25 protein-coding genes and 1 pseudogene are annotated in these 25,978 nt (G+C 73.3%); 19 read left to right on the top strand and 7 right to left on the bottom strand.

Features of this window, described 5'->3' with window-relative positions:
* Positions 1 to 196 precede the first annotated feature (196 nt).
* The 3 genes and pseudogenes from AC0B61_RS07580 to AC0B61_RS07570 form a co-directional block, all read left to right on the top strand.
* Positions 197 to 460: pseudogene (locus AC0B61_RS07580) on the top strand (NF041680 family putative transposase); the annotation flags it as partial.
* 33 nt (positions 461 to 493) lie between these two features.
* Positions 494 to 1,018 carry a CbrC family protein gene (locus tag AC0B61_RS07575; protein WP_471739662.1) on the top strand — a complete coding sequence of 175 codons (525 nt, stop codon included), beginning with the start codon at positions 494 to 496 and terminating at the stop codon, positions 1,016 to 1,018.
* A gap of 243 nt (positions 1,019 to 1,261) precedes the next feature.
* A complete protein-coding gene (locus AC0B61_RS07570) occupies positions 1,262 to 1,756 on the top strand; it encodes a hypothetical protein (protein ID WP_471739661.1) in 495 nt (164 codons plus the stop codon).
* A 42-nt stretch (positions 1,757 to 1,798) separates the two neighbouring features.
* Here the strand turns inward: AC0B61_RS07570 and AC0B61_RS07565 are convergent, their stop codons facing one another.
* Positions 1,799 to 2,209 carry a transposase gene (locus tag AC0B61_RS07565; protein WP_471739799.1) on the bottom strand — a complete coding sequence of 137 codons (411 nt, stop codon included), beginning with the start codon at positions 2,207 to 2,209 and terminating at the stop codon, positions 1,799 to 1,801.
* A gap of 590 nt (positions 2,210 to 2,799) precedes the next feature.
* On the opposite strand from AC0B61_RS07565, the gene AC0B61_RS07560 reads away from it, so the two are divergent.
* From AC0B61_RS07560 to AC0B61_RS07535, 6 genes are all read left to right on the top strand, one after another.
* Positions 2,800 to 3,861 carry an SUKH-4 family immunity protein gene (locus tag AC0B61_RS07560; protein WP_471739660.1) on the top strand — a complete coding sequence of 354 codons (1,062 nt, stop codon included), beginning with the start codon at positions 2,800 to 2,802 and terminating at the stop codon, positions 3,859 to 3,861.
* A gap of 205 nt (positions 3,862 to 4,066) precedes the next feature.
* Positions 4,067 to 5,029 carry a Ppx/GppA family phosphatase gene (locus AC0B61_RS07555; RefSeq protein ID WP_471739659.1) on the top strand — a complete coding sequence of 321 codons (963 nt, stop codon included), beginning with the start codon at positions 4,067 to 4,069 and terminating at the stop codon, positions 5,027 to 5,029.
* Between the two features lie 648 nt (positions 5,030 to 5,677).
* Positions 5,678 to 6,481 (top strand): sugar phosphate isomerase/epimerase family protein, encoded by an 804-nt coding sequence (locus tag AC0B61_RS07550; protein WP_471739798.1) that lies wholly within the window; start codon positions 5,678 to 5,680, stop codon positions 6,479 to 6,481.
* A gap of 51 nt (positions 6,482 to 6,532) precedes the next feature.
* Positions 6,533 to 7,357 (top strand): class I SAM-dependent methyltransferase, encoded by an 825-nt coding sequence (locus tag AC0B61_RS07545; RefSeq protein WP_471739658.1) that lies wholly within the window; start codon positions 6,533 to 6,535, stop codon positions 7,355 to 7,357.
* Positions 7,358 to 7,577: 220 nt separating this feature from the next.
* Positions 7,578 to 9,422 carry a dihydroxy-acid dehydratase gene (ilvD, locus tag AC0B61_RS07540; RefSeq protein ID WP_471739657.1) on the top strand — a complete coding sequence of 615 codons (1,845 nt, stop codon included), beginning with the start codon at positions 7,578 to 7,580 and terminating at the stop codon, positions 9,420 to 9,422.
* A gap of 83 nt (positions 9,423 to 9,505) precedes the next feature.
* The gene (locus AC0B61_RS07535) at positions 9,506 to 10,087 is read left to right on the top strand and encodes a hypothetical protein (protein WP_471739656.1); all 582 of its coding nucleotides are present in this window, start codon (positions 9,506 to 9,508) and stop codon (positions 10,085 to 10,087) included.
* 4 nt (positions 10,088 to 10,091) lie between these two features.
* Here the strand turns inward: AC0B61_RS07535 and AC0B61_RS07530 are convergent, their stop codons facing one another.
* Both AC0B61_RS07530 and AC0B61_RS07525 read right to left on the bottom strand, forming a co-directional pair.
* Entirely contained in the window at positions 10,092 to 11,456 is a 1,365-nt protein-coding gene (locus tag AC0B61_RS07530; protein WP_471739655.1) for an SCO2583/SCO2584 N-terminal domain-containing protein, read from the bottom strand.
* 146 nt (positions 11,457 to 11,602) lie between these two features.
* Positions 11,603 to 12,052, bottom strand: a complete 450-nt coding sequence (locus tag AC0B61_RS07525; RefSeq protein ID WP_471739654.1) for a hypothetical protein — start codon at positions 12,050 to 12,052, stop codon at positions 11,603 to 11,605.
* Between the two features lie 195 nt (positions 12,053 to 12,247).
* Here AC0B61_RS07525 and proC point away from each other — a divergent pair, with 195 nt between their 5' ends.
* Both proC and AC0B61_RS07515 read left to right on the top strand, forming a co-directional pair.
* Positions 12,248 to 13,075 carry a pyrroline-5-carboxylate reductase gene (proC, locus tag AC0B61_RS07520; RefSeq protein WP_471739653.1) on the top strand — a complete coding sequence of 276 codons (828 nt, stop codon included), beginning with the start codon at positions 12,248 to 12,250 and terminating at the stop codon, positions 13,073 to 13,075.
* Between the two features lie 179 nt (positions 13,076 to 13,254).
* The gene (locus AC0B61_RS07515) at positions 13,255 to 14,505 is read left to right on the top strand and encodes an MFS transporter (RefSeq protein WP_471739652.1); all 1,251 of its coding nucleotides are present in this window, start codon (positions 13,255 to 13,257) and stop codon (positions 14,503 to 14,505) included.
* Positions 14,506 to 14,532: 27 nt separating this feature from the next.
* Here the strand turns inward: AC0B61_RS07515 and AC0B61_RS07510 are convergent, their stop codons facing one another.
* Positions 14,533 to 15,054 (bottom strand): hypothetical protein, encoded by a 522-nt coding sequence (locus AC0B61_RS07510; protein ID WP_471739651.1) that lies wholly within the window; start codon positions 15,052 to 15,054, stop codon positions 14,533 to 14,535.
* Between the two features lie 171 nt (positions 15,055 to 15,225).
* Between AC0B61_RS07510 and AC0B61_RS07505 the strand changes: the two genes are divergently transcribed.
* The 5 genes from AC0B61_RS07505 to AC0B61_RS07485 all read left to right on the top strand — a co-directional run bounded on the left by AC0B61_RS07505 (position 15,226) and on the right by AC0B61_RS07485 (position 19,497).
* Positions 15,226 to 16,422, top strand: a complete 1,197-nt coding sequence (locus AC0B61_RS07505) for an acetoin utilization protein AcuC (RefSeq protein ID WP_471739650.1) — start codon at positions 15,226 to 15,228, stop codon at positions 16,420 to 16,422.
* A gap of 226 nt (positions 16,423 to 16,648) precedes the next feature.
* Positions 16,649 to 16,858 carry a helix-turn-helix domain-containing protein gene (locus AC0B61_RS07500; protein WP_045699258.1) on the top strand — a complete coding sequence of 70 codons (210 nt, stop codon included), beginning with the start codon at positions 16,649 to 16,651 and terminating at the stop codon, positions 16,856 to 16,858.
* Positions 16,859 to 17,030: 172 nt separating this feature from the next.
* Positions 17,031 to 17,147: a 30S ribosomal protein bS22 gene (locus AC0B61_RS07495; RefSeq protein WP_425311139.1), complete on the top strand. Its 117-nt coding sequence runs from the start codon at positions 17,031 to 17,033 to the stop codon at positions 17,145 to 17,147.
* 219 nt (positions 17,148 to 17,366) lie between these two features.
* The gene (locus tag AC0B61_RS07490; RefSeq protein WP_471739797.1) at positions 17,367 to 18,476 is read left to right on the top strand and encodes an NAD-dependent epimerase/dehydratase family protein; all 1,110 of its coding nucleotides are present in this window, start codon (positions 17,367 to 17,369) and stop codon (positions 18,474 to 18,476) included.
* Between the two features lie 7 nt (positions 18,477 to 18,483).
* Positions 18,484 to 19,497: a lysophospholipid acyltransferase family protein gene (locus AC0B61_RS07485; protein ID WP_471739649.1), complete on the top strand. Its 1,014-nt coding sequence runs from the start codon at positions 18,484 to 18,486 to the stop codon at positions 19,495 to 19,497.
* A 135-nt stretch (positions 19,498 to 19,632) separates the two neighbouring features.
* Here the strand turns inward: AC0B61_RS07485 and AC0B61_RS07480 are convergent, their stop codons facing one another.
* The 3 genes from AC0B61_RS07480 to AC0B61_RS07470 all read right to left on the bottom strand — a co-directional run bounded on the left by AC0B61_RS07480 (position 19,633) and on the right by AC0B61_RS07470 (position 23,648).
* Positions 19,633 to 20,931, bottom strand: coding sequence for a DUF5667 domain-containing protein (locus AC0B61_RS07480; protein WP_471739648.1), 1,299 nt, complete (start codon positions 20,929 to 20,931; stop codon positions 19,633 to 19,635).
* A gap of 270 nt (positions 20,932 to 21,201) precedes the next feature.
* Positions 21,202 to 21,975, bottom strand: coding sequence for an ECF subfamily RNA polymerase sigma factor, BldN family (locus tag AC0B61_RS07475; protein WP_471739796.1), 774 nt, complete (start codon positions 21,973 to 21,975; stop codon positions 21,202 to 21,204).
* A gap of 659 nt (positions 21,976 to 22,634) precedes the next feature.
* Positions 22,635 to 23,648, bottom strand: a complete 1,014-nt coding sequence (locus AC0B61_RS07470; protein WP_471739647.1) for an HAD family hydrolase — start codon at positions 23,646 to 23,648, stop codon at positions 22,635 to 22,637.
* A 103-nt stretch (positions 23,649 to 23,751) separates the two neighbouring features.
* On the opposite strand from AC0B61_RS07470, the gene AC0B61_RS07465 reads away from it, so the two are divergent.
* From AC0B61_RS07465 to AC0B61_RS07455, 3 genes are all read left to right on the top strand, one after another.
* Positions 23,752 to 24,042, top strand: coding sequence for a glutaredoxin family protein (locus tag AC0B61_RS07465; RefSeq protein ID WP_471739646.1), 291 nt, complete (start codon positions 23,752 to 23,754; stop codon positions 24,040 to 24,042).
* A gap of 184 nt (positions 24,043 to 24,226) precedes the next feature.
* Positions 24,227 to 24,949, top strand: coding sequence for a 3'-5' exonuclease (locus AC0B61_RS07460; RefSeq protein WP_471739645.1), 723 nt, complete (start codon positions 24,227 to 24,229; stop codon positions 24,947 to 24,949).
* A 107-nt stretch (positions 24,950 to 25,056) separates the two neighbouring features.
* A complete protein-coding gene (locus AC0B61_RS07455) occupies positions 25,057 to 25,953 on the top strand; it encodes a redox-sensing transcriptional repressor Rex (RefSeq protein WP_471739795.1) in 897 nt (298 codons plus the stop codon).
* The last annotated feature ends 25 nt before the right edge of the window (positions 25,954 to 25,978 follow it).

Raw genomic sequence — 25,978 nt, 5'->3', positions numbered from 1 at the left:
CCGACTTTTCGCTCATGGTGAGATTGGGCGCGGGTGAACGAATCTGTAGACCGGCCGTCATAATCTTCACGCCGCGCGGTTAGCTTGACGTTTGCCGTCCGACCTCGGACGCGACATCGGGATGATCATCCACACGAGTATTCCCCCTACTCCGGAGCGGCCTTCGCATGATCCTGAACTCTGCGACGAGGTAGGGGTGATCGCCGCCCACACCCAGCTCCGCCTCGCCCGGGGCCGACGCGGGTTCAGAAACCCCCACACGAAGTCCGCATCGCCAGCGAGTGCACCGAAAACCGACCCGACGCGGCCCGGCCTCGGCCGACCACCGGGCTCCATGACCCGCACTCCGGCACCCCGTCACGACGTCGGCAGAGTCCTCGCGACCGGCGGGGCGTACGCCCGCCCGGCTCATCACAAGAGGGGTACCAAGCCCCGGAGGACTGACGACAGACCCGCCTGAGCGGCAAGGACTGCGGTGATACGGTCGCTGCCCGTGAGCGAGCCGCTTCCCGTGTTTCCGTATCACCCCGACCCCGTGGCGACCGGCGCCGTCGTCCAGTCCGACACGGAATGCAGGTGCTGTGGTCGGGCCCGCGGCTACATCTACACCGGCCCCGTCTACGCAGCCGAGAATCTCCGCGATCGGCTCTGCCCGTGGTGCATCGCGGACGGGAGCGCGGCTGACCGCTTCGAGGCCCAGTTCACCGATGTCGTCGACGACGTCCCGATGGCTCGACTGTTCGCGATCACGCAACGCACGCCAGGATTCAGCGGCTGGCAGCAGGAGCGATGGCTGATCCACTGCGCGGACGGCGCGGCTTTTCTCGGCCCCGCCGGAGCTGCCGAACTTGCCGCCTATCCGGATGCATCGGCATCACTTCGACAAGAACTTGCCTCCTGGCCGAAGCCACAGGCCGAGCAATACCTCAACGCGTTGACCAAGGACGGCCAGCCGACGGCCTACCTCTTCCAGTGCCAAGCCTGCGGCACCCACCTCGCGTACATGGATGCCACGTAGGCCCGGCTCCGGGCGTTAAGAGAACAAGGTCAGGGACTGCGCCAGAAGTCGGCTAGGTCGACTTCTGGCGCATAGTGGGTCCGGGTTCGGCTCGGTGGGAACGTTTAATCGGACGCCCTATTAGCCCGCGATGCCGGAGTGAGGTTGCGTAGAGCTCGCAACACGATCACGTGTCTGTGGATCGGCTGGCTTTGGGACAGGCCCGGCGCCCGGTCGAGGGTACGGCCTGGCGTCCTCATGCAGATGAGCGAGACGAACGAGCGCCGGGAGATCCCAAAGGGCCACTGGGTCTTCGGCCTCGAGGAGATCCCCGCATCTGACAGGGGCGAGGACGGGGCATCCCACCGTGTTGCCTCCGCCTTCGACACCACCGTCATCAGCGCTCCTCAAGGCACCCCCCAGGCGCTGTGCTGGGCAGCAGAGGAGATCGTCTCCCAATGCGGGCCGGACTGGGCGGCCTCGTCAGTCCTCCTGCAGTGGCTCAGGATCGAAGCTGGCGATGAGCTCCGGCTGGGGGTGGAAAGCTGCCTGCTGGAGCGTGTCTCCGACGACCGGATTCGCCTGCACGCCCACTACAACCAGTGGGAAGAACTGTTGGTCCCCATTGCGGACGTTCGACGCATGCTGATCGACATGATGCACTTCCTAACCAGAGAGGCCCGTCACCCGCTGCCGAGCTGGCGCATCAAGCGCCTCGGGAACGGGACTGGAAGCAGAAGCGCACCGCGGAGTAGCTGAAAATTTGCCGGCCTCGGACGGGCGGCGAAGCGCATATCGCCTCTACTCAGTAGCCCTCTTGAGTCGTCGCCAGGAGATCAGACTGCAGGCCAGCGAGATCAGGGCGTCGTGGAGGCCCAGGCGTCGTTCCCAGCGGACGGCGAGGCGCTTGAACTGGTGGAGCAGTGCGAAGGTCTGCTCCACGACGTAGCGCTGTTTGCCCAGGCCCTGGATGTCGGGTGCGCCACGTCGGGAGATGACCGGCAGGATGCCCCGGCGGCGCAGTTCGCGGCGGGTTGGCGTTGCTGTCGTAGCCCTTGTCGCCGAGTAGGGCCTCGGGGCGTTGCGCGGGTGCCCGACCCGGCCGGCAACCGACGGGATGCCGTCGACCAGGGCCAGGGTCTGGGTAACGTCGTTGACGTTCGCGGCGGTGGTGATGACTTTGAGCGGGGTTGCCGTTGCCGGCCGGGATATCGAGGATCGGGTCGATCTGGTGCCGGTTCGAGCTTGCGGTCCCGCCGCAGCTCGCGGATCCGGGCCTCGACAACTGCCGGGATGCGGTGCGGGGTGGTGAGCGGGCGACTGGGGCGGGGTCGAGTAGGCCGGCCTCGCCCTCCATGCGCCATCGCTGCACCACTTGTGGGCCGTGGCCTGGGGGAGCGCCCATCCTGGCAGCGCCGTGCGCCACCGGCCGGCCGGAACAGGCGCGGTCGACCAGGAGCCGCCTGCGGGCTTGGTGTGGGGGTTGGGCGGGGGCGTAGGGTCGCGGCGCGGGTGGGGGCGGATGCTGGGGGCAGTGGATGGGGACGGGTGACCGGGTGATTTCGCGGGCGCAGGCGGTGGAGGCGGGGCACCGGTGGATCAACGGGGATCTGCCGCAGGGGGCCGGGGCGGCGGTGCGGCGGGTTTTGGCGCACGAGTTCGACCTCGGGTGGGTCGTGTGGGCGGAGCCTCCGCGGGTGGTGGTGGATCCGCGCACGGGGGAGCGGCGGGCGCCCGAAGAGGTGGGGGCGGCGTGTGCTGTGGTGGACCGGGAGAGCGGGCGGTTGACGGTGTGGCCTTCGGTGCCGGTGGACGAAGTGGTCGGGCTGTACCGGGACTTCGTCGGCGCCGGTGGCCACGATCCGGCCAGGCCGCCGGTGACCGGCCGGGGCGCCAGGGTCGAGCTGACGTACCGGGACGCGGCGGGTGGGGAGCGTTCGTTGGCGCTGCGCTCGGCGGCGGGCCTGCCGCATCCCGCGCTGCGCGGCTGGTGGTGGCTTAGGGAGCAGGGCGTGGCGGCCGAGGATGTGCTGGCCGTCCGGATCGATCTGCGGATGAGTGCCCTGCCCGGCGGCTACTGGGCCCACGCCTTGGCGGCCGAACTGCCGCAGGTCCGGGTCGACTTCGAGCTGCCGTACGGTCCGCGCTTCGACCAGCGCGCCGCCGCCGTACGGGCGCTGCCCGGGTCGGCGGACGGGACGGCGGACGGGCCGCCCCGTAACCGGGTGCCCTTCCCGCGCCCAGTGGGGACCGGATCGCCCGAGTCCGACGCGGTGCTCGCCGCGCGGCTCGTGGAGCGCTTCGGCCCGGCGGGGGTGCAGCGTTTCGATCCGGCGGACGTCGCCCGCGCCGAACTGCCCGGGGACGCGGCCGCGCTGCTGCTGTCGGTGGGTGTGCCGACGGCCCTGCCCGGGTTCTTCGCGCTGCATCACCCCCGGACCGAGGCGATCGCGGACGGCACCCGTCCCGGCACCGTGCTGCCGCCGCTGGCCGTGCACTTGGCCGCGCTCGGCCGCGGCACCAGGGCGGCCGCGCGCGAGCGTCTGGCACTCGCCGGTCAGCGGGTGCTGGGGACGGACGGGTGGGCCGCAGTGGTCCTCGATGCCGCGGACGGTGCCGTCCGGGCGGTGGATCCGGACTACGCGACCGCCCGCCACTGCAACGCGGACCTGCGCGCCTTCGTCCGCTGCCTGGAGGTGTTCGCGGGCTGGTGGCCTGCTCTGCGCGGGCTCGACCGGGGGACAGCGGGCGAGGCGGTGGATGCCTTGCAGCGCGCATTGGTGGAGGTGGACGGTACGGTCTTCGCCGATCCCGAGAACTGGTGGGCCGTCATCGTGGAGCAGCTGTGGGACGGGCTGTTGTGAGAGGTCGCCGACCGAGCAGCAGTCGAGCAGCAGTCGAGTAGCGATCGAGCAGTTGTCGAGCCGCAACAGGGCGGCCACCAGGCAGCCACCAGGGCAGCAGCCACCGGCCGTCACGGCCCGCCACCGCGCCCCTACCGGTCCGGACCAGCGCGAATACCGCCTCGGCCGCACTCGTCCGGGCCCGAGTCGCGTAGCGTGAAGAGCTATGCGACTCGGTGTGCTCGACGTAGGTTCCAACACGGTCCACTTCCTCGTGGTGGACGCCCATCCGGGCGCTGCACCGCTGCCCGCGTACTCGCACAAGGCCGAACTGCGCCTGGCCGAGCTGCTGGACGAGAGCGGCGCGATAGGCGAGGCCGGCATCGAGCGGCTGGTCGGGCATGTCGCCTCGTCGCTGCAGGTCGCCGAGGACAAGGGCGTCGTGGACATCCTCCCGTTCGCGACCTCCGCCGTGCGCGAGGCTGCCAACGGCGAGGAGGTGCTGCGTCGGGTGGCCGCCGAGACGGGCGTCGAGCTGCGGGTGCTGTCCGGGCAGGACGAGGCCCGGCTCACGTTCCTGGCCGTCCGCCGCTGGTTCGGCTGGTCGTCGGGCCGGCTGCTCAATCTGGACATCGGCGGCGGTTCGCTGGAGATCGCCTGCGGCCTGGACGAGCAGCCGGACGTCGCGTGTTCGCTGCCGCTGGGCGCCGGCCGGCTGACCGCCCGCTGGCTGCCCGGCGACGTCGCCGACCCGGCCGGGTTGCGCGAGCTGAGGCGCCACATCCGCGCCGAGATGGCCACCGTGGTCGGTGAGATCAACCGGCTGGGGCCGCCGCAGCACGCGGTCGCCACTTCCAAGACCTTCAAGCAGCTGGCCCGGATGACCGGTGCCGCCCCGGCCGACGCCGGCCCGTACGCCGACCGCCGGCTCACCCGCAGTGGGCTGGCCGCCTGGCTGCCGCGGCTGTCCGCGATGACGGTCGCCGAGCGTGCGCGGATCCCCGGCGTGTCCGAGGGGCGCGCCAAGCAGCTGCTGGCCGGCGCGCTGGTCGCCGACGCCGCGATGGACCTGCTCGGTCTGCAGGAGCTGGACGTCTGTCCTTGGGCGTTGCGCGAGGGCATCATCCTGCGTCGCCTGGACGCCATGGACAGCCCCGCGGACCGTCGCCGCCCGGCGCTCACCCCGTAGGACGGCGCTCACCCCGTAGGACGGCGCTCACCCCGTAGGACGGCGTCCCGTTCGGCGCGCGCTCCGCTTACGCTGTCTCCCGTGGTGCAACCAGCGGGCGAGGACGGGACGCGGGAGGGCCGCGCTCCCGGGGACGGGCAGCCGCGGCCGGACAGCCCGCGCCGCCGGCTCGGCAAGGCGGTCAAGGGCGCCACCGCCGCGCAGGCGGCCAAGGCGGCCAAGGCGGCCCAGCGCAGCGCGAAGAAGGCCGCCGTGACGAAGCACACGACGGCAGAGGCCCCGTCGGCGATCGCCGCCACCGCGAAGTCGACGGCGAAGCGAGCCGCGGCGAAGAATCCGACGAAGAGCGCGACAAAGAACCGGTCCGAAAACCCGCCCGAGACCGAGAAGTCCACCCAAAGCCCCAGCCCCACTCCCACCCCCAGCCCCACCCCCAGCCCCACTCCCACCCCCAGCCCCACCTCCAGCCCCGCCCCCCGCAAGGCCGCCGCCAAGGCCGCGCCGAAGGAGACCCGTACCGCCCGGGCCGCCGGCGCCGCGAAGGCCGCCGTCCAGTCGGTGCGCTCGGTCAAGGCCGCCCGCCGGGACGCCGCCCGTCCGCCGCTGCTGCGCACCACGGACCGGCTGGTGCTGCCCCGGCATCCGGCGCTGCACATCCCGGACACGAAGGTGGTGCTGTCCACCGCCTCGGTGTACCCGGCGAGTACCGCCGTCGCCTTCGAGCTGGCCGCGAAGCTCGGCTACGACGGGGTCGAGGTGATGGTGTGGAACGACCCGGTCAGCCAGGACGTCGACGCCCTGCGCCGGCTCTCCGACGGCCATCAGCTGCCGATCCTGGCGGTGCACGCGCCGTGTCTGCTGATCACCCAGCGGGTGTGGACGACCGACCCGTGGACCAAGCTGGTCCGGGCCCGGGCGGCGGCGGAGAAGCTCGGCGCGAGCGCGGTGGTCGTGCATCCACCGTTCCGCTGGCAGCGCCAGTACGCCCGGGAGTTCGTCGAGGGCATCAACCGGATGGCGGGCGAGACCGATGTCCGCTTCGCCGTCGAGAACATGTACCCGTGGCGCTACCGGGACCGCGAGGTGCTGGCGTACGCCCCCGGTTGGGACGTCACGGACGAGGAGTACCGGCACTTCACCATCGACCTGTCGCACGTCGCGACCTCCCGGATCGACACCTTCGCCATGGTCGAGCGGATGGGTGACCGGCTCGCCCACGTCCACCTGGCCGACGGCAGCGGGTCCGGCAAGGACGAGCACCTGATTCCCGGCCGCGGCAAGCAGCCGTGCGCCGAGCTGCTGGAGCACCTGGCCCGCACCGGTTTCGACGGGCACGTGGTGCTGGAGGTCAACACCCGCCGCGCCGCGTCCCCCGCCGAACGCGAGGCCGATCTGGCCGAGGCGCTGGCCTTCACCCGCTTGCACCTGGCCACCCCTTCGCGCGTACGCTGAGCCGTACGGGGCCCGCCGCGCGGCGGTGAACTCCCGTACGGAGGGGGCGACATGACGGAGCAGCGGAACTCCCGTGAGCAGCGGAACTCCCGCGAGCAGCAGACCTCCGGTGAGCAGCGGAACTACCGGGAGGCCGCCGGGAGTTTCGGCGCGGTGGCCGCCGAGTACGAGCGGGGCCGGCCCGGCTATCCCGGCGAGTTGTTCGACGCGCTGGAGCGGCTGTGGGGCCGCGGCCTCAAGGGTGCCCGGGTGCTGGACGTCGGCGCCGGCACCGGTATCGCCACCCGGCTGCTGGCCGCCCGGGGCGCGGACGTCGTCGCGGTGGAGCCCAGCGACGGCATGGCCGCCCGGTTCCTGGCTTCCTCGCCCGCGCTGCCGCTGGTCCGCGGCAGTGGCGACGACCTGCCGTTCCACGACGGCTCGGCGGACCTGGTCACCTACGCCCAGGCGTTCCACTGGACCTACCCGGAGCGGTCCGTCCCGGAGGCGCTCCGGGTGCTGCGGCCCGGCGGCGCCGTCGCGGCCTGGTGGAACGTGTACGACGAGAGCGTTCCGTGGATCCGGGCCCGGGACGAGCGGATGGCCGCCGCCCTGCCCTCCCGCTACCACGGCTACGGCGGGATCAGCGGGCACACCAGCCACTTCGCGCCGGCCGGTCTGGCGGTCGAACGGACGGTGCTGCACTGGGAGCGTCGGGTCAGCGTCGACCACGTGCTCGCCGACCTCACGTCCCGCTCGTACCTGGCCTCGCTCAGCCCGGAGGAGCGCGCGCCGGTGCTGGCCGTCGAGCGGGAGGCGCTGTTCGCCGAGTTCCCGGACGGGACCGTGGTGGAGCCGTTCAGCCTGGATCTCACCGTGGCCGTCGCCCCGGGGTGACCCCGCCCGCGAGTCGCACGCCCGTGAGCCCCCCGCCCAGACCGCTCCGCCCCAGACCGCTCCGCCCCAGACCGCTCCGCCCCAGACCGCCCCGGACCTGACCGCATCGCGGACGGCCCGTCCGCCGGCCGGACGGCGGGCGTAGGCTCGGTAGCCACAGCGGCCCCCGCACCCTCCCACCGGCGGGGCGCCGGCGAGAGCCCCGAAGGAGTGGAGCACAGTGCCCGAGCTGAGGTCCCGTACGGTCACCCACGGTCGCAACATGGCAGGCGCCCGGGCGCTTCTCCGGGCGGCCGGCGTAGCCCGCGAGGACTTCGGCAAGCCAATCATCGCGGTCGCCAACTCCTTCACCGAGTTCGTCCCCGGCCACACCCACCTCCAGCCGGTCGGCCGGATCGTCTCCGAGGCGATCAAGCGGGCGGGCGGCATTCCGCGCGAGTTCAACACCATCGCCGTGGACGACGGCATCGCGATGGGCCACAGCGGCATGCTCTACTCGCTGCCCTCGCGCGACCTGATCGCCGACTCGGTCGAGTACATGGTCAACGCGCACTGCGCGGACGCGCTGATCTGCATCTCCAACTGCGACAAGATCACCCCGGGCATGCTGATGGCCGCGCTGCGCCTGAACATCCCGACGGTCTTCGTCTCCGGCGGCCCGATGGAGGCCGGCAAGGCCACCCTGGTCGACGGCACGGTGCGCAAGCTCGACCTGGTCGACGCGATCTCGCAGGCCGTCAACGAGAACGTGTCCGACGAGGACATCGCGATCATCGAGGAGAACGCCTGCCCGACCTGCGGGTCGTGTTCCGGCATGTTCACCGCCAACTCGATGAACTGCCTCACCGAGGCCATCGGCCTCTCGCTGCCGGGCAACGGCTCGCTGCTCGCCACCCACACCGGGCGCCGCGCGCTGTACGAGAAGGCCGGCGAGACGGTCGTCGCGATCGCGAACCGCCACTACGACGGTGACGACGCCGCCGTCCTGCCGCGCGCGATCGCCACCCGTGCCGCCTTCGAGAACGCCATGGCCCTGGACATCGCCATGGGCGGCTCGACCAACACCATCCTGCACCTGCTCGCCGCCGCGCAGGAGGCCGAGCTGGACTTCGACCAGCGGGCCATCGACGCGATCTCCCGCAAGGTGCCGTGCCTGTCCAAGGTCGCGCCCAACGGCTCGTACTACATGGAGGACGTCCACCGGGCCGGCGGCATCCCGGCCATCCTCGGCGAGCTGTACCGCGGCGGGCTCCTCAACGAGGACGTCCACACCGTGCATTCAGACTCGCTCGCCGAGTGGCTGAAGACCTGGGACGTGCGCGGTGGTTCGCCGTCCGCCGAGGCCGTCGAGCTGTGGCACGCCGCCCCGGGCTGTGTGCGTTCCGCCGAGGCCTTCTCCCAGTCCGAGCGCTGGGAGTCGCTGGACACCGACGCGGCCGGGGGCTGCATCCGCAGTGTCGAGCACGCCTACTCCGTGGAGGGCGGCCTGGCCGTGCTGTACGGGAACCTCGCCGAGGACGGCTGCATCGTGAAGACCGCCGGCGTGGACGAGTCGATCTGGACCTTCAGCGGCCCGGCCGTCGTGGTCGAGTCCCAGGAGGACGCCGTCGAGGCGATCCTCGCCAAGCGGGTCAAGGAGGGCGACGTCGTCGTCATCCGCTACGAGGGCCCGAAGGGCGGCCCGGGCATGCAGGAGATGCTCTACCCGACCTCGTTCCTCAAGGGCCGCGGGCTGGGCAAGGCCTGCGCGCTGGTCACCGACGGCCGCTTCTCCGGCGGCACCTCGGGCCTGTCGATCGGCCACGCCTCCCCGGAGGCGGCGTCCGGCGGCACCATCGCGCTGGTCGAGGACGGCGACACCATCGCCATCGACATCCCCGGCCGGACGATCTCCCTGGAGGTCCCGGACGAGGTCCTCGCCGAGCGCCGCCGCGCCCTGGAGGCCTCGGGCGGCTACCGCCCGAAGAACCGCGACCGCAAGGTCAGCCAGGCCCTGCGCGCCTACGCCGCGATGGCGACCTCCGCCGACCGGGGCGCCGTCCGCGACGTGAGCAAGCTCGGCTGAGAGCCGGTGGACGACGGAGGAGCCGTCCCGGTCCGCGGGACGGCTCCTCCGGCACGTGCGGCGGTCGGGTGATAATCGACGGCGTGACCGAGCAGCCCCCCACCCCGGCCCCCGTCCCGTCCCCCGCCCCCGCCTCCGCTTCCACTGCCCCGGCCCCGGCCCCCAAGCCCGTCGGCGCCCCCGAACCGGAGCCGATCCGCTGGTTCGGCACCAGCTGGCTGAACCGGGACGGCGGCTACTGGCCGCGCCGGGTCGCCGTGTCGGCCGGCTCCCTGGTCGCGGCCGCCGCCGTGGTGCTGGTGCTGCGCTTCGGCGTCGAGGGCATCGCCCTGTCCGACAACGGCACCTTCCTCAACGCGCTGCTGACCGCCGCCATCGCGATCTGCTCGCTGATGTCCGTCCGGCGCACCTGGAAGGTGCTCACCGAGGGCAGGGACCGGCTGACCGGCTGGATGGCCGAGGACAAGTCGCTCGGCGCGGTCTGGCTGATCGGCGGCGCGGGCTCCCTGCTCGCCTACTTCGCCCGCAGCCTGGTCGAGGCCCCCGGCGAGGCGCTCCACCGGGCCTCCTACGAGCGGGCCGTCGCCCAGTACGAGAAGCGGCAGGCGAGCCGCAGCGGCCGGCCCGCCGCCAAGGCGTCGGGCCGGACCAAGCGCAAGCGCTGACCGGTCAGTTACGGCTGATCGTGCCGCATTCGTCGGTCTGCTGGATGTCCTTGCTGCGGTCGTACGGGTCGACTGGCGCGCCGGTCGGCCGGGATGCGGGGTCGTCCGGCTGCAGCGCCGCGAACTGGTCGAACTGCGGGTGGAAGAAGCCGTCGTAGACGTTGCAGGCCGAGTTGGCCGGGTCCGTCTGGTTCTTGGCGTACACGATCTTCTTCGGCTGGACCCGGTAGCGGCCCGGGTCGTAGAAGCGGAAGGTGTCCACCCGGCGCACGATCGTACGGGTGGTCCAGGTGTCCCCGGCCACGTCGGCCGTCGGCACGAGCAGGCCCACCGGCTTGGCGGTGCCGTTCTGCGGCGATCCCGGCGATCCCGGCTTCGTCGGCGAGCCCGGTGTGGTCGGCTTCGCCGGCTGAGGCGACTCGGCGCGCTTGGCGGCCTCCGGGCCGGGGCGCAGCGCGTACACGTAGCTGAAGTCGGTGTGGATCAGGACGCCCTTGTCCCCGTCGCCCTCGTAGGTCATCCGGCCCTGGACCTTGACCGTGTCGCCCACCGGGATCGCGTCGCGCGGGTCGAACCGGCTGAACCAGTTCGTCGGGTCGTTCTCCTTGGACGGGTGCTCCAGCGCCGACCTCGCGCCGTCCTGGTCCTGGCGCTCCAGCAGTGCCAGGGCGGTGTCCGGCCGGCCGCCCGCGATCACGGTCGGATCGAGGTTGGCGGCGACCAGGTAGTCCTTGACCGACTGCAGTTGGGCGGCCACCTGTTCGGTGGAGAAGACACCGGTGGCCTGGGCCTCGGGGATGACGAAGGCCTCGGCGCCGTTCGGCCAGCCCTCGGCGGGGGAGCCGGCCCACGGGTGGTCGACGGTCGGCTGCTGTTCGTCGACCTTCGGCGGTGCGGTGGTCGGCTTGGCCGTCTCGGGGGCGACGGTCGGCACCGGCGTGTGGGCCGACGGGGAGCCGCCGTGGGCCGCGTACCAGTTGCGCAGCCCGTCGATGTTCAGCGCGGCGAGCAGGACGGCGGCGGTCAGCGCGACGTAGACCGGCGCGCGCCACGGCAGCTCGCGGCGCGGGCGCGGGTTGCCCCAGGGGTCGACCGCCTGCGGCTTCGGCTTGCGGCCGAAGCGCCGCTTGGGCGCGGGGCCGTCGTTGACCGAGCGGCGGCCGCCCGGGTCGACCGGCGGGGTGTGCTTCCACCGGGCGGAGAGCATGCGGGTGCGTCCGCTCTGCTCCTTGACGGCGGCGTTGCGGACGAACTCCTCGTCCAGGACGAGGTCGGTGAACGGGTCCTTGGCGCCCGTCCCGGACGGGTCGGACCCGCCCGGCTCGTCGCCCCGGACGGGGCGCGGTTCCGGATCTTCGGCTATCGGCATCGCGCCAGTATGCCGACGGGCTGTGACGATGCGTCGATCGGGGGCGCGCCAGGTGGCGAACCGGTGCGCGCCGGGTGGCGCTTCACCCCGTTTCGTCCGGAACCGTGCCGGTGCTCAGCCGTGTCGGTGCTCAGCCGTGCCGGTGCTCAGCCCTTGCGCCGGGCCTGCTTGACCGATCCCACCACCCCGGCGACCACCAGCAGGAGGCCGGCCGGCAGCAGGGAGAGGAAGAAGGCGCCGAACAGGCCGGCGTCGCCGAGGAACAACTGCGCCACGGTGTCGAGCAGCAGCAGCCCGCCGGCCGCCGGGAGCGCGGACTGCCACGGGTGGTCGTTCGCCCAGCGGCTCAGCCGCCGGTCGGCGGTGTCGCGGCGCAGCTGCCCGCCGACGGTACCGACCAGGAAGAAGAAGAACAGGGCCCAGCCGGCCGGTCCGGCCAGCATGCTCAACGACCAGCCTCCGGAGATCGCTTCGATCCCCAGGGCGGTCGCCCCCACCACCGCACCGACTCCCGCGGCGGTCCGCCACGGGCCCACGGTCGCCGCGGCGACGGCGAGTTGCCGGTTCTCACGTCGGGACATCTCGTCGTGTGCCATGGCTCAACGGTGCGCGTGCCCGGGCCGGGGGGCCATAGGGGAACCCCCTGGTTTTCTCCCTAGGGGCGCCCGGCCCGGCGACCGCGGAGACCGCCCGAGCCCGATCCTGATCCTGGCGACCACGGACCGGACGGCCACGGCGAGCCCCGTCGCGCGGTGCGAGGATGGCCGCAGTACCGAGGCAAGGAGCGGACCATGGGCAGCAGCGCAGCACACGGACAGAAGATCGCCTTCCTGGGCACCGGCAAGATCGGCGAGGCCCTGCTCTCCGGCCTGCTGCGGGCCGGCAAGGATCCGGCGGACGTCCTGGTGACCGCCCGCCGCCCCGAGCGCGCCGTCGAACTCGCCGGCCGGTACGGCGTGGTGGCGGTCTCCAACGCCGAGGCCGCCAAGCTGGCCGACACCCTGATCCTCGCGGTGAAGCCGCAGGACATGGGCACCCTGCTGGAGGAGCTGGCCCCGCACGTCGGCGCGGACCGGCTGGTGATCTCGGCGGCGGCCGGCGTCCCCACGGCGTGGTTCGAGGAGCGGCTGGCGGCCGGCACCCCGGTGGTCCGGGTGATGCCCAACACGCCGGTCCTGGTGGACGAGGGGATGAGCGTCATCTCGGCCGGCTCGTACGCCTCGGAGGAGCACCTGGTGCGGGCCGAGGAGATCTTCAGCTCGGTCGGCAAGGCGCTGCGCCTGCCCGAGTCCCAGCAGGACGCGGCCACCGCGCTGTCCGGCTCCGGCCCGGCCTACTTCTACTTCCTGGTCGAGGCGATGACCGATGCCGGCATCCTGCTCGGCCTGCCCCGGCAGGTGGCGCACGACCTGATCGTGCAGTCCGCGATCGGGGCCTCGGTGATGCTGCGCGACTCCGGCGAGCACCCGGTGAAGCTGCGCGAGGCGGTGACCTCGCCGGCCGGCACCACCATCGCGGCCATCCGCGAGCTGGAGAACCACGGGGTGCGGGCCGCGCTGCTGGGCGCCCTGGAGGCGGCGCGGGACCGTTCCCGGGAGCTGGCCTCCGGCGGGAAGTAGTCCGCGGCAGTCCTCGGCCGTCGGCGGCAAGTCCTCGGCAGTCCGCCGCAGTCCGCGGCGGCCCGTGGCAGAAGTCCCTGCGCGACCCCTCCCGCAATCGCGGCGCACCGCCTACGCTCTCGCCAACATCGTCCTACCGGCCGGTAGCGAGGTGGCCGGAAGGCCCTGTGGAGGTCCGTATGAGTGCCGCGCCGTCCGTGCCGTCCGCGGAGCCCGTCCCGTCCCCGATGGCGTCCGGCCTGCGCGTGGGGCGGGCCGCGCTCGCGGTCAGCTTCCTGCTCCAGGGCACCACCTTCGCGCTGCTGGTCACCTGCATCCCGGAGATCCAGCACCGGTACGGGCTGAGCGACGGGCTGCTGCCGGTCTTCCTGGCCGCGGTGCCGATCCTGGCCGGGGTCGGTTCGATCACCTCCGAGCGGCTGGTGCAGCGCACCGGCGCCCGGGCCGTGCTGCGGGTGGTCCAGCCTGCCGTCTGCCTGAGCCTGGCGGCGGCCGGGCTCGGTGGCGCGCTGTGGCAACTCGCCCTGGCGCTGGGTGCGTTCGGGCTGCTGGTGGGGGCGCTGGACGCCAGTATGAACATGCTCGGGGTGGGCCTGCAGCACCGCTACGGCCGCTCGATCATGATCGGTTTCCATGCCGCGTTCAGCCTCGGCGGTATCGTCGGCGCGGCCCTGGCGGGCCTCGGTTCGCACTACGGCCTCGGGCTGCCGGTGCTGTTCGGCACGGCCGCCGCGGTGATCGCCCCGCTCGCGGTGCTGACCGGCACCGTCCCCCAGCCTTCGGCCGGGGGGACCCCCACCGCCGGCCCGGCCGAACTCGGCGACGCCGTCCGGGAGGCCGCCGAGGCCGCCGCCCGGTCCGTCCCGTGGCGGCCGTTGCTGCCGCTCTGCCTGGCGATGGCCTTCGCGTACATCGCGGACGCCTCGGTCTCCAACTACAGCGTCAAGTACCTCACCGACGGGCTGGGCAGCCGCGCGGACCTCGCCAAGCTCTCCTACCTCGGCTACATGGTCGCCATGCTGCTCGGCCGCACCCTGGGCGACCGCGCGGTGCAGCGCTTCGGCGCCGTCCCGGTGGTCCGCGGCGGTGCCGCGCTGGCCGCGGCCGGCTTCGGGGTGGCCGCCGTCGCGCCCACCGCCTGGGCGGGCATCGCCGGGTTCACCGTGCTGGGCTTCGGCATCTGCGCGATCATCCCGCAGGTGTTCGCGGCGGGCGGCCGGCTCTTCCCGGCCGATTCGGACGCCGCGGTCGCCCGGCTCAACCTCTTCAACTACGTGGGTTTCCTGATCGGTTCGCCGCTGGTCGGGGCGATCGCCGACGCGAGCTCGTACCGCTGGGCGCTGCTCGCCCCGATGCTGCTGGTGCTCGCCGTCCTGCCGCTGGCCGACCGCTTCGCGCCGGCACCGGTGTCGGCTCCCGCCGCCGCGTGACGACGGGGGCCGTGGCCGGGGCGGGGGTCAGCCGATCACGGTCTGCAGCTCGGGCAGGCCGTTGTACCAGATCTGGTCCTTGGTGAAGGTCGGGGCGCCCGCCGGGCCGTACTCGGCGTAGACGTACGGCGCCCAGTTCAGGGTGTACGCCCCGGTCCAGGCCGGAGTGGCGGTGATCTGGACGGTGACCGTGACGGTGCGGGTGGTGCCCGGTGCGATCGGCACGACGAAGTGGAAGTTGGCGCTGTTGCCGCTGAACGCGCAGTCCGTGCTCTCGCCGGCGCAGCCGACGACGGTGAACGCGCCGCTCTGCGCGTTGGCCGGCCAGATCGGCTGGATGTACTCGTAGGCGAAGGAGATGGCGGTGCTCTCGGTGTTGGTGAGGGCGAGGGTCAGGGTCAGCTGATCACCTGGCTTGGCCGTCGGCTTGTCGACGGAGAACGAGGTGCCGCTGATCTCGGCGGAGGCCGGCTGGGCGGCAAAGAACAGGCCAATTCCCAGTATTGCAGCGAGAATTACCCCAAGGCGTTGCACGCTGAATGGCTTCATGGCGGAGAGAATAGGTAGCCGCCGGGCTTTTGTCTGCACCCCCTCGACAACCCGTCTCCACAGCGGCCCTACAGCTGCCGCACAGCTGCCCCACAACTGCCGCACCGGCGCCCGCCGTCCCGGAGCGCCCTGGCGGCCGCCCGGCCGCCGCCACCCGCTACGGTGGAGGCCATGCCCGAAGCCGAGCGTGACACCCCCTGCGGCCTGCACCTCTTCTGGGACGAGGCCGTCACCGCCTACGACTTCGGCCCCGGCCACCCGATGGATCCGACCCGGCTGGCCCTCACCATGCGCCTGGTCGAGGCCCTCGGACTGGACGGCGGTCCCGGGGTGACCGTCCGGTCCGCGCCGCCCGCCGGCGAGTCCACGCTGCGGCTGGTGCACACCCGGGAGTACGTCGAGGCGGTCAAGTACGCCGCCGCCCACCCCGAGCGGAGCGATCCCCGGCACGGCCTCGGCACCGACGACAACTGGTCGTTCCCGGCCATCCATTCGGCCTCCGCGCTGATCGCCGGCCAGTCCGTGGCCGCCGCCGAGGCGGTGTGGCGCGGCGAGACCCCGCACGCCGTCAACTTCGCCGGCGGCCTGCACCACGCGATGCCCGGCAAGGCCTCCGGCTTCTGCGTCTACAACGATCCGGCGCTGGCCATCGCCCGGCTGCTCGAACTCGGCGCCGAGCGGGTCGCCTACGTCGACGTGGACGTCCACCACGGCGACGGCGTGCAGGCGGCCTTCTGGAACGACCCCCGGGTGCTCACGATCTCCCTGCACGAGCACCCGGCCACGCTCTTCCCGCAGACCGGCTGGCCGATGGAGACCGGCGGCCCGGACGCCCCCGGCTCCGCCGCCAACCTGCCGCTGCCCGCCGGCACCGGCGACGCCGGATGGCTGCGCGCCTTCCACGCCCTGGTGCCCGACCTGCTGGACGCCTTCCGGCCACAGGTCCTGGTCACCCAGCACGGCGCCGACACCCACGTGGAGGACCCGCTCGCCCACCTCGCCGTCACGCTGGACGCCCAGCGGCTGATCGCGGAGGAACTGCACGCGCTGGCCCACCGGCACGCCGGCGGCCGCTGGGTGGCCACCGGCGGGGGCGGCTACGCCGTGGTGGACGTCGTCCCGCGCAGCTGGACCCACCTGGTCGCCACCGCCGCGGGACGGCCCGTCGACCCGGCCACCGAGACCCCCGAGTCCTGGCGCGCCGAGGTCTACCGCCGGACCCGCCGCCCGGCCCCGCTGCGGATGACCGACGGCGCCCGCCCGACCTGGCGCGACTTCGACGCGGGTTACGATCCGGCCGACCGGCTCGATCAGGCCATCCTGGCCGGCCGCCGCGCGGTGTTCCCCCACCACGGCCTGCTGGCCTGATCCCGCCGCCCCGGCCGGGGGGCCCGCCCGGCGGTGCGTACGTCGACCCGTGCGATCCGCCGAGTGGCTACGTACTGCAACAGTCCTATCTCTCACCGTACGAGGACTGCACTTCCCCTCTTCCCACTGGTACCACGCATAACTACTCTGGGGATACACGTGTGCCGGTGGAGTCACCGGAGGGGAAGCCGGTGCCTTGCACACGGGTAAGGGTCGGGTGATGGTCATGAGTTCCGTGGAGCGTCCCCTGCAGGAAGTCGTCTTCCTGACCGTGGCGGAGGTCGCTGCGGTCATGCGGGTGTCCAAGATGACGGTGTACCGCCTGGTGCACAGCGGAGAACTGCCGGCCATCCGGGTCGGACGGTCCTTCCGGGTGCCCCAGCAGGCGGTGCACGAGTACCTCAAGGAGTCGTACGTGCGGCTCGAGAGCGCGTAGCACCAGGGTCGGCGGGGCCCGGTCCGCAGCCGTGGACCGGGCCCCGTTCGCCCCGGATTTCCCGCCCGTTTCCCGGGTGGGGGGAGCACGATTACGGCCCTGGCGCCCCGGACGGTAGGCTAGGCCCTCACGTCAGTCGTATGGACTCCGTCTCTCACGGACGAGAGTCTCAGTGAGCGAGGGTTGTTCCGTGGGCTCTGTCATCAAGAAGCGTCGCAAGCGTATGGCCAAGAAGAAGCACCGCAAGCTTCTGAAGCGCACGAGGGTCCAGCGTCGTAACAAGAAGTAACGCCTGCACCTGCGCCCTGCCCCGCTTCGGCGGGGCGTGCGCGGACCCGCGTCCAGCGGCGCAGGAAGAACTCAGGCCCCGCCCTCGCGGGGTCCAGGCGTTCCACCGCCCGTCCAGGCCCGTCGTGGCCTGGGCGGGCGGTGTCGTTTCACGGCCCGGTGGGGCGGCGCGGTACGGTGCACGCAGGCCGCTCGGGTCGTGGGAATGGGGTGCAGCACCGTGGGCGTGGTCGTGCTCGTCACCGGGGTGGCACGCCATCTCGGTGCCCGTTTCGCCGCCGAAGTCCGCCGCCGCCCGGGCGTGGACCTGGTCGTCGGGGTGGACGTGCAGCCGCCCCGGTCGCCGGCCGAGGAGCCAGCCGGGCCGGCCGCCCCGTACCGCTTCCACCAGCTCGACCTGCGCCGCCCGGCGCTGTCCCGGGTGCTCGCCGAGCACCAGGTGGACACCGTGGTGCACCTCAGCGTCAGCGCCACCGGCCTGGGCTCCACCAACCGCTCCGCGGTGAAGGAGTCCAACGTCATCGGCACCATGCAACTGCTCGGCGCCTGCCAGAAGGCGCCGGCGGTGCGCCGACTGGTGGTCAAGTCCACCACCGGCGTGTACGGCTCCGCGCCCCGCGACCCGGCGGTCTTCAGCGAGCGGATCCAGCCGAAGGACCCGCCCGGCGGCGGATTCGCCAAGGACGCGGCCGAAGTCGAGGGCTACGTACGGGGCTTCGCCCGGCGCCGCCCGGACGTCGCGGTGACGGTGCTGCGCTTCGCCAACATCGTCGGCCCGACCGCGGACACCCCGCTCAGTGAGTACTTCGCGCTGCCGGTGCTGCCGACCGTCCTCGGCTACGACCCCCGGCTGCAGTTCGTGCACGAGGACGACGCCGTCGCCGTGCTCTGCCGGGCCGCCGGCGAGCCCGAGCCGGGCACCGTCAACACCGGGACCTTCAACGTGGCGGGCGAGGGCGTGCTGCTGCTCTCCCAGTGCGCCCGCCGGCTCGGCCGGCCGACCCTGCCGCTGCTGCTGCCCGCGGTCAGCTGGATGGCCGGCCTCGCCCGGCAGACCCGGCTGGTCGACGTCTCACCGGAGCAGCTGCGGCTGCTCACCCACGGCCGGGTGGTGGACACCGCGCGGCTGCGCGAGACCTTCGGCTACCGCCCGGCGTTCACCACCCCGGAGGCGTTCGCCGACTTCGCGGCCGCCCGGGGCCCGGGCCTGCTCCCGCCCGAACGGCTGGCCGCCGTCACCGACCGGCTGACCGCCCTGCTCGGCCCGGAAGGGCCCGCCGCCTCCGCCGCCCCCGCCGTCCCGAACCGCCCCCGCCGACCGAGGAGCTGAACCCGCGATGAGTGCCGCAGCCGAGAACGCGCCGGGCGAGGCCAAGGTCATCCCGATCGAGTCCGCGCCCAGCTGGTCCGAGCCCGAGGGCGCGGGCGCCGGGCTGGCCGACCGGCTCGCCGGGGCGGTCGGCGGAGCGCTGTCCGGGCCGCTCGGCCCGGCGGCCGCCCGGCTGTTCGGCAAGGGCTGGGAGGGCCGCGCCGCCGAGGGGCTGGCCTTCCTGCGCCGCCGGGTCACCGGCGACTACGAGGTGGACGAGTTCGGTTTCGACCGCGAGCTCACCGAGGAGGTGCTGCTCTCGCTGCTGCGTCCGCTGGCCGAGAAGTACTTCCGGATCGAGGTCCAGGGGGTGGAGAACATCCCGGCCGAGGGCGGCGCGCTGATCGTCGCCAACCACTCCGGGACGATCCCGCTGGACGCCCTGATGACCCAGGTGGTCATCCACGACCACCACCCGAACCGCCGGCACCTGCGGATGCTCGCCGCCGACCTGGTCTTCGTGCTGCCCGGCGTCAACGAGCTGGCCCGCAAGGCCGGCCACACGCTGGCCTGCAACGAGGACGCCCAGGCGCTGCTGGAGCGCGGCGAGGTGGTCGGGGTCTGGCCGGAGGGCTTCAAGGGCATCGGCAAGCCGTTCTCCGAACGCTACAAGCTCCAGCGGTTCGGCCGTGGCGGCTTCGTGGCGTCCGCGCTGCGGGCGAAGGTGCCGATCGTGCCCTGCTCGATCGTCGGGGCGGAGGAGACCTACCCGATGGTGGGCAACGTGAAGACGCTGGCCCGGCTGCTGGGCCTGCCGTACGTGCCGATCACACCGACCTTCCCCTGGCTGGGCCCGCTCGGGGTGCTGCCGCTGCCGACCAAGTGGACGATCCGCTTCGGCGAGCCGATCGCCACCGACGGGTACCCGGCGGAGGCGGCGGACGACCCGATGCTGGTCTTCGACCTGGCCGACGAGGTGCGCGAGACCATCCAGCACACGCTCTACCAGCTGCTGGTGCAGCGGCGCTCGGTGTTCTTCTGACGGCTCGGTTCCGACCGCACGACGGCTGGCGGGGCCGCGCGGCAGCAGGACAGCGGGAGCGGGACAGTAGGACGGGGGCCCGGCGGATATCGCACTCCGCCGAGCCCCCGCCGTCCTCCTGCCGCCGCCCTGCCGTCAGCCGCCGAGGATCCGCAGCCCGGGCAGCAGGCCCGGGACCAGCGGGGGCACCTCGACGCCCTGCTGCCGGGCCGCGTCCGGGACGGCCGGCGTGCCGGACGGCTGCGGCACCTGCGGCGGGGCCGCGTCGGCGCTCGGCGAGGGCTTGGTGCCGGTGAGCCCGCCGGTGAGGTCACCGACCAGGCCGTTGACGGCGTCCGGGGCGCTGGTGGGCAGCGTGCTCGGCAGCCCGCCGCCCTTGCCGAGGCCGCCGGTCGCGCCGGCACCCGGGTTGGCCGGGGCGTGCTCGGTGCCGCCGGGGCGGTTGCCGCCGGTCGCGCCGCTGCCCGGGGCCTCGCCGCCCGGCGTCGTGCCGGAGCCGCCCGCCGGGGCGCCGGCCGGGGATCCACCGGTCGGGCCGGACGAGCCGTCGCCCGCTCCGGGGCCGGCCGTGCCACCGCTCTTGGCGGGGGCCTGGACCAGCCGCAGGGGCGCGACGTCCTCGCTTATGTCGTCGAAGAGCCGGTTCACCAGGTCGGCCTGCTGGGTGAGCTGGACGGGCAGCCTGCCCTGCAGCTCGGTCCAGCGGCCGTCCTCGTCGTGGGCGAAGCCGGCCAGCGCGCGCATCGGGTCGAGGGAGCCGTTGCTGCGGTAGACCGAGCGCAGCAGCTCGCGGCCCTTGAGGGCGTCGGCGTGCATGTCGTCCAGCGCGTGGCGGACCTGGTCGACGACGGCGGGGCTCAGCCCGCCGGCCGGCCCGCTGCGGCCGACCAGGACATTGGCCTCGCCGAGCCGGGTGGCCGCGTTGTCGAGCAGTAGTTCGCCGCGCTCGGAGTCGGAGCCCGCGAAGTCCAGCCGGAGCCCTTCGAGGCCGCGCTTGAGCCCGTACAGCGTGTCCCCGGGGAGGGCGTTGGAACTCGCCGCGGCGGCGCCGGTCAGGCTGCCGACGGCGAGCCCGGCGACGAGCCCGCCGATGGCGAACCGGCGGCTCCAGCGGCCGCGCGGCGCCGTTCGGATCGCCCGGTGGCGGCGCTGGCGGGGCACCGCGGCGCCCGGCCCGCCCGCGAAGGCCTGCTCGAACGCGGCCATCAGCTGGGCGCGTTGGACCGTTCGGACCTCGCGGTCCAGCACCGGCCCGGGCAGCGCCCCCAGCGAGTCGGTCAGGCCGACCAGTTCGGCCATCGCGACCGAACCGGGGTCGGCACCAGTGGGCTTGGCCGATTCCGCGTTGGCCGCAGCGCCTTGCTCCGTCTGATGGGCCTCCAGCGCCTCGGCGAAGGCCTTCGCCCGCCGGTGCTCCAGCACGTTTGCCGTCACGGGCCACACCTCCCTTCGTCGTTGTCGACACGCCGGCCTGCCGGACGGTTGCCCCGGCTGGCCAAAGCCACTCCATCGGGTGACAGGTCGCAATTCGGCTTGACCGTACGCCTGGTGGAGGCTTGCACGCTGGCCAACGAGCGGTACGGGCGGTCGGTTACGCACGGCTGATCATCGGACCGACCGTTCACCCTGACGTGTCGGCCGGGTGCGGACGGTGACGGCCGGTCGGACGGCCCTGCGGCCGCCACCCCGTCGGTCCCGGTCGGCTCACCGCGCGTCGGGCGGGAGCAGCCGGGCCAGGGTGCGGACGGCGCGGTACTGGAGGGTCTTGATGGCTCCCTCGTTCTTGCCCATGATCCGGGCCGTCTCGGCCACCGAAAGCCCCTGCAGGAAGCGCAGGGTGACGCACTCCTGCTGCTGGGGGTTGAGCCGCCGCACCGCGTCCAGCAGGGCGGCGTTGGAGAGCGACTCCAGGACGGACTCCTCCGGGCTGCGCTCGCACTCGTTGGAGTCGAGCATCTCGCCGGTGGTGACCTCCAGCCGGAAGCGGCTGGACTTGAAGTGGTCGGCGACCAGGTTGCGGGCGATGGTGACCAGCCAGGCGCCGAAGTCCCGGCCCTGCCAGGTGAAGGTGCCGATCCGGCGCAGCGCGCGCAGGAACGTCTCGCTGGTGAGGTCCTCGGCGGTGGCCCGGCTGCCGACCCGGTAGTAGATGTAGCGGTAGACGGTGTCGGCGTAGTGGTCGTAGAGCCGGCCGAAGGCCTCGCTCTCGCCGGCCTGGGCCCGCTCGACCAGCTCCATGATCGGGTTGTGCTCGGTCTCGTAGCCGGGGCCGGTCGTGGTCCGGGAGCGGCCGCGGCCGGTGCCGGTGGCGCCGGTGCGGCCGCGCGTGCCGGTGCCGGTCGAGCCGGCGGCGGTGGTGCGCAGCGCCAGGCCGACGGTGTGCGGGTGGCCGAACGGACCGCCGGCGGGGACGAGTTGGGTCGAGGCGGCGAGCCGGCTGCGGAGCAGGGTGCGCAGCAGGTCCAGGCCGGTGGAGATCTGCCGCTCGGCGGTGGGGCGGCCGCGGTGGCCGGTACGGGGGCGCAGGGGCGCGGACGACGGGCGGGAGGGTGCAGGCGCGTCGTTCCGGACGGGTGGGTACACGGGACTCCCAGAGGCAGAACTGTGGACGGATCACCTCCGCCTGCGCGGAGAGCACTCCCGAAGCGCCCGTTCGAGCGGGACGCGTGGTGACGTGCATCCAGGAGAGAATAACGCTTTGTGCAATGACAGCTACACCGTGTGGTCGAAGTGGTCGTTTGGGATCCAGTTGTTGTGCATATTCGGCTGACACTGACCGGAGCTGTCATCGTTCATCCGGCCCAACGTGATCGAACGGGCGCTCAGGGTGACCAATTCGGGGGTCCGGCGGGCGGTTTCCCAGCCTTGAGGCTCGGCAACCCCCGACTTTCCCGGTCTGGCGAACGATCAGAACCGGTCACCCGCTGACAGGTTCGTGCATAGGTGCCGGACTGTCATGCGATCAAAGGGAGTTCGCCCGTACGAGCGGCCAGGTCAGGGGCCTGGTTGACGACCGGTCGCCCACCCGGGCGAGCCCGCCGGAGTGACCCGCGCAAGCCCCGCTGACGGCCCCGGCGAGACCCGGTGAAGCCCGACGAGGGCGCGGCGAGGGCGCGATGAGGGCCCGGCGCGGCGGCTCAGGCGCGGCGGCGGCGCCGGTGCAGCGCGACCGCGGCCGCGGCGGCGCCGGCCGCCACCCCGAGCGCGGCCGCCGCCGGCAGGCCCACCCGGGCCGCCTTCCGCCCGGTCCTGAAGTCCCGCACCCGCCACCCCTGGGCCCGGGCGTGGCGCCGCAGCGCGCCGTCCGGGTTCACCACGTACGGGTGGCCCACCAGCGAGAGCATCGGGATGTCGTTCGCGGAGTCGCTGTACGCGGCGCAGCGGTCGAGGTCGAGCCGTTCGTGCCGGGCCAGTGCCCGGACGGCGGCGGCCTTGGCCGGGCCGTGCAGCAGGTCGCCGACCAGCCGGCCGGTGTAGCGGCCGTCCCGGGCTTCGGCGACGGTGCCGAGCGCGCCGGTCATGCCGAGCCGGCGGGCGATGATCCGGGCGACCTCCAGCGGGGCGGCGGTGACCAGCCAGACCCGCTGGCCGGCGTCCTGGTGCATCTGGACGAGGGCGCGGGTGCCCGGCCAGATCTTGTCGGCGACGACCTCCTCGAAGACCTCCTCGCAGATCGCCTCCAGGTCGGCGGTGGGCTTGCCGGCGACGAGGCCCAGGGCGGTGTGCTGGGCGTCCGAGATGTGGTCCGGGTCCTCGGCGCCGTGCAGCCGGAACCAGGCCTGCTGCCAGGCGAAGCGGGCGATGTCCCGGTGGGTGAGGAAGCCGCGGCGGTAGAGGCCGACGCCGAGGTAGAAGATCGCGGCGCCGCGCAGGATGGTGTTGTCGCAGTCGAAGAAGGCGGCGGCGTGGGGGTCGCCCGGCTCCGGGGTGTGGTTCTCGACCGGGGCCTTGGGGGCCTTCCCAGGCCTGGCCGGGACCGGCGCGGTCTGCTCGGCCGGCAGGTCCGCGTCCGCGGCGGGAGCGGCCTCGGGAGCGGCCTCGGGCTCGGCGCGCAGCGCGGCCTCGGCCGCCTCGGCCGCGGCTTCGCCGGCCAGGGCGTTCCGCTCGCTGGTGGAACGCTTCGCCTGGGTGAGCCTTCGGAGCACGGCCATGTCATCGAGCATAGCCAGCGGGACGCGGAGCGTCCGTGACGGAGCCGTGCCCGGGAGGTGAACAGCTCGACCGGGCGCGGACCGGGTGCGCGGCGGGCGCAGAATGCAGAATGGGGCGGTGAGCCCACTGCTGCGACGTAAGAGCCCCAAGCCCGCGGACCGGACCGTGACCCTGCTCGGCAAGCCCGGCTGCCACCTGTGCGACGAAGCCCGCGAGGTGATCGTCCGGGTGGCGGGCGAGCTGGGGGCGTCCTTCGAGGAGAAGGACATCACCCGGGACGAGGAGCTGTACCGCCGCTACGGGGAGCAGATCCCGGTCACCCTGATCGACGGCCGGCAGCACGACTTCTGGCGGGTCGACGAGCGCCGGCTGCGCGCCGCCCTCGGCGGCTGATCGGCCGTTCGCGCGGGCGCCGCCCCCGCCACTCGGCGGGGGTGCTTCGCCGAATCGTTGCCAAAGACACTCCGTTCCGGCTTGGGGCGGGGCGGGTTGGTCGACTTACGATCGAACGCGTTTGCGCCCGTGGGGGGCTGAGCACGCGAGGAGTGCCGCCATGCTTCCCGGTCCTACCCATGGGTTGCCCGAAACCCCGCCCGGGGCCCGGGGCTTCGCCGTGGTGGACGTGGAGGCGACCGGCCGCAGCCCGTGGCGGCACCGGGTGGTCGAGGTCGCGGTGGTGCTGCTCGACGAGCGGCTGCGGCCCGAGGGCGAGTTCGCCACCCTGCTGGACCCGCTGGGCCCGGTCGGCCCGACCCATGTGCACCGGATACGCCAGTGCGACGTCGAGGGCGCCCCGCGGTTCCGGGAGGTCGCCCCGCTCCTCCTGGAGCTGCTGGCCGGCCGGGTGCTGGTCGGCCACCACGTCAGCTGCGACCACGCCTTCCTGGACCGCGAGTTCGCCCGGATCGGGGTGCCGCTGCCGCCCGTCCCGCTGCTCTGCACGATGCGGCTGGCCCGCGCGCACCTGCCGGAGGCCTCCGGGTACGGCCTGGCGGCCTGCGTGGAGTCGGCCGGCCTGGGCTGGTTCGCGGCGCACACCGCGCTGGGCGACGCCCGGGTGACCGCGGAGCTGCTGCGGCACTGTCTGGGCGCGCCGTCGTGCCCGCCGGACGACTGGGCGGGCCCGCTGCGCGAGGCGGCCCGGGTGCCCTGGCCGCGGCTGGGCCGGGCCCGCTCCCGCCCGTCCGGCGCGGCCGTCCCGCTGCTGCGCCGGGAGGCGCCGTACGGCCCCTGGCTGCCCGGCGCGCAGGCCCCGGAGGTCGTGCTGACCCAGGCCGGTGCTATGCGCTCGACGGCGTGATGCGCATCACTGTGCATGGACAAATCGGACACCATCTTTGTGCACACGTTCACAAACGCATAGCCTGGCTGCCAAAGCCCAGCTTCACCCACAGGAGCACCGTGGCAATCGGCCGATCACCACAGAGCAGTTCGCAGACGCCCGACCAGGGCGCCGCGCGCCGACCCTCGCGTGCCCGGGGCATCCCGGAGGCGACCGTCGCCCGCCTTCCCCTGTACCTGCGGGCCCTCACCGCGCTCTCCGAGCGCTCGGTGCCGACCGTCTCCTCCGAGGAGCTGGCCGCCGCGGCCGGCGTGAACTCCGCCAAGCTCCGCAAGGACTTCTCCTACCTCGGCTCCTACGGCACCCGCGGCGTCGGCTACGACGTCGAGTACCTCGTCTACCAGATCTCCCGCGAGCTCGGCCTGACCCAGGACTGGCCCGTCGTGATCGTCGGCATCGGGAACCTCGGCCACGCCCTCGCCAACTACGGCGGCTTCGCCTCCCGCGGCTTCCGGGTGGCCGCCCTGCTGGACGCCGACGCCCACGTGGTCGGCACCAGCGCCGCCGGACTGCCGGTGCGCCACATGGACGAGCTCGAGGCGATCGTCGAGAGCCAGCACGTCTCCATCGGTGTGATCACCACCCCGCCCGGCGCCGCCCAGCAGGTGTGCGACCGGCTGGTCGAGGCCGGCGTGACGAGCATCCTGAACTTCGCCCCGACCGTGCTGACCGTCCCGGACGGCGTGGACGTGCGCAAGGTGGACCTCTCCATCGAACTGCAGATCCTCGCCTTCCACGAGCAGCGCAAGGCCGGCGAGGAGCCGGACGACCGCGCCGAGTCGGTGCTCGACCGCGCCCCCGGCCCGGTCCGAGCGGCCGCCGCCAAGCTGCGCCGCGCGGCCGGCGGCACCGCCAAGGCCCGCGGCACCGCCGAGGCGGTGGCCAAGGAGCCGGTCGAGCAGGCCAAGGGAAAGTCCGCCAAGGGCGGCGACGGGGATCTCTCCGCGGTGATGCCCGCATGAACACCGAGAGCTGTGAGGGGCGGGC

Source organism: Kitasatospora sp. NPDC023385, assembly GCF_055664045.1.
The sequence above is the reverse complement of the archived record's forward strand: the minus strand, read 5'-3'. Positions and strand labels throughout refer to the sequence as shown.

What these genes read in the sequence shown, in the direction of transcription:
- AC0B61_RS07570 (WP_471739661.1), top strand. Translation starts at nt 1,262, where the DNA reads ATGAGCGAGACGAACGAGCGCCGGGAGATCCCAAAGGGCCACTGGGTC.
- AC0B61_RS07555 (WP_471739659.1), top strand. Translation starts at nt 4,067, where the DNA reads ATGCGACTCGGTGTGCTCGACGTAGGTTCCAACACGGTCCACTTCCTC.
- AC0B61_RS07545 (WP_471739658.1), top strand. Translation starts at nt 6,533, where the DNA reads ATGACGGAGCAGCGGAACTCCCGTGAGCAGCGGAACTCCCGCGAGCAG.
- AC0B61_RS07530 (WP_471739655.1), bottom strand. Translation starts at nt 11,456, where the DNA reads ATGCCGATAGCCGAAGATCCGGAACCGCGCCCCGTCCGGGGCGACGAG.
- AC0B61_RS07525 (WP_471739654.1), bottom strand. Translation starts at nt 12,052, where the DNA reads ATGGCACACGACGAGATGTCCCGACGTGAGAACCGGCAACTCGCCGTC.
- proC (WP_471739653.1), top strand. Translation starts at nt 12,248, where the DNA reads ATGGGCAGCAGCGCAGCACACGGACAGAAGATCGCCTTCCTGGGCACC.
- AC0B61_RS07515 (WP_471739652.1), top strand. Translation starts at nt 13,255, where the DNA reads ATGAGTGCCGCGCCGTCCGTGCCGTCCGCGGAGCCCGTCCCGTCCCCG.
- AC0B61_RS07510 (WP_471739651.1), bottom strand. Translation starts at nt 15,054, where the DNA reads ATGAAGCCATTCAGCGTGCAACGCCTTGGGGTAATTCTCGCTGCAATA.
- AC0B61_RS07505 (WP_471739650.1), top strand. Translation starts at nt 15,226, where the DNA reads ATGCCCGAAGCCGAGCGTGACACCCCCTGCGGCCTGCACCTCTTCTGG.
- AC0B61_RS07500 (WP_045699258.1), top strand. Translation starts at nt 16,649, where the DNA reads ATGAGTTCCGTGGAGCGTCCCCTGCAGGAAGTCGTCTTCCTGACCGTG.
- AC0B61_RS07485 (WP_471739649.1), top strand. Translation starts at nt 18,484, where the DNA reads ATGAGTGCCGCAGCCGAGAACGCGCCGGGCGAGGCCAAGGTCATCCCG.
- AC0B61_RS07470 (WP_471739647.1), bottom strand. Translation starts at nt 23,648, where the DNA reads ATGGCCGTGCTCCGAAGGCTCACCCAGGCGAAGCGTTCCACCAGCGAG.
- AC0B61_RS07465 (WP_471739646.1), top strand. Translation starts at nt 23,752, where the DNA reads ATGCAGAATGGGGCGGTGAGCCCACTGCTGCGACGTAAGAGCCCCAAG.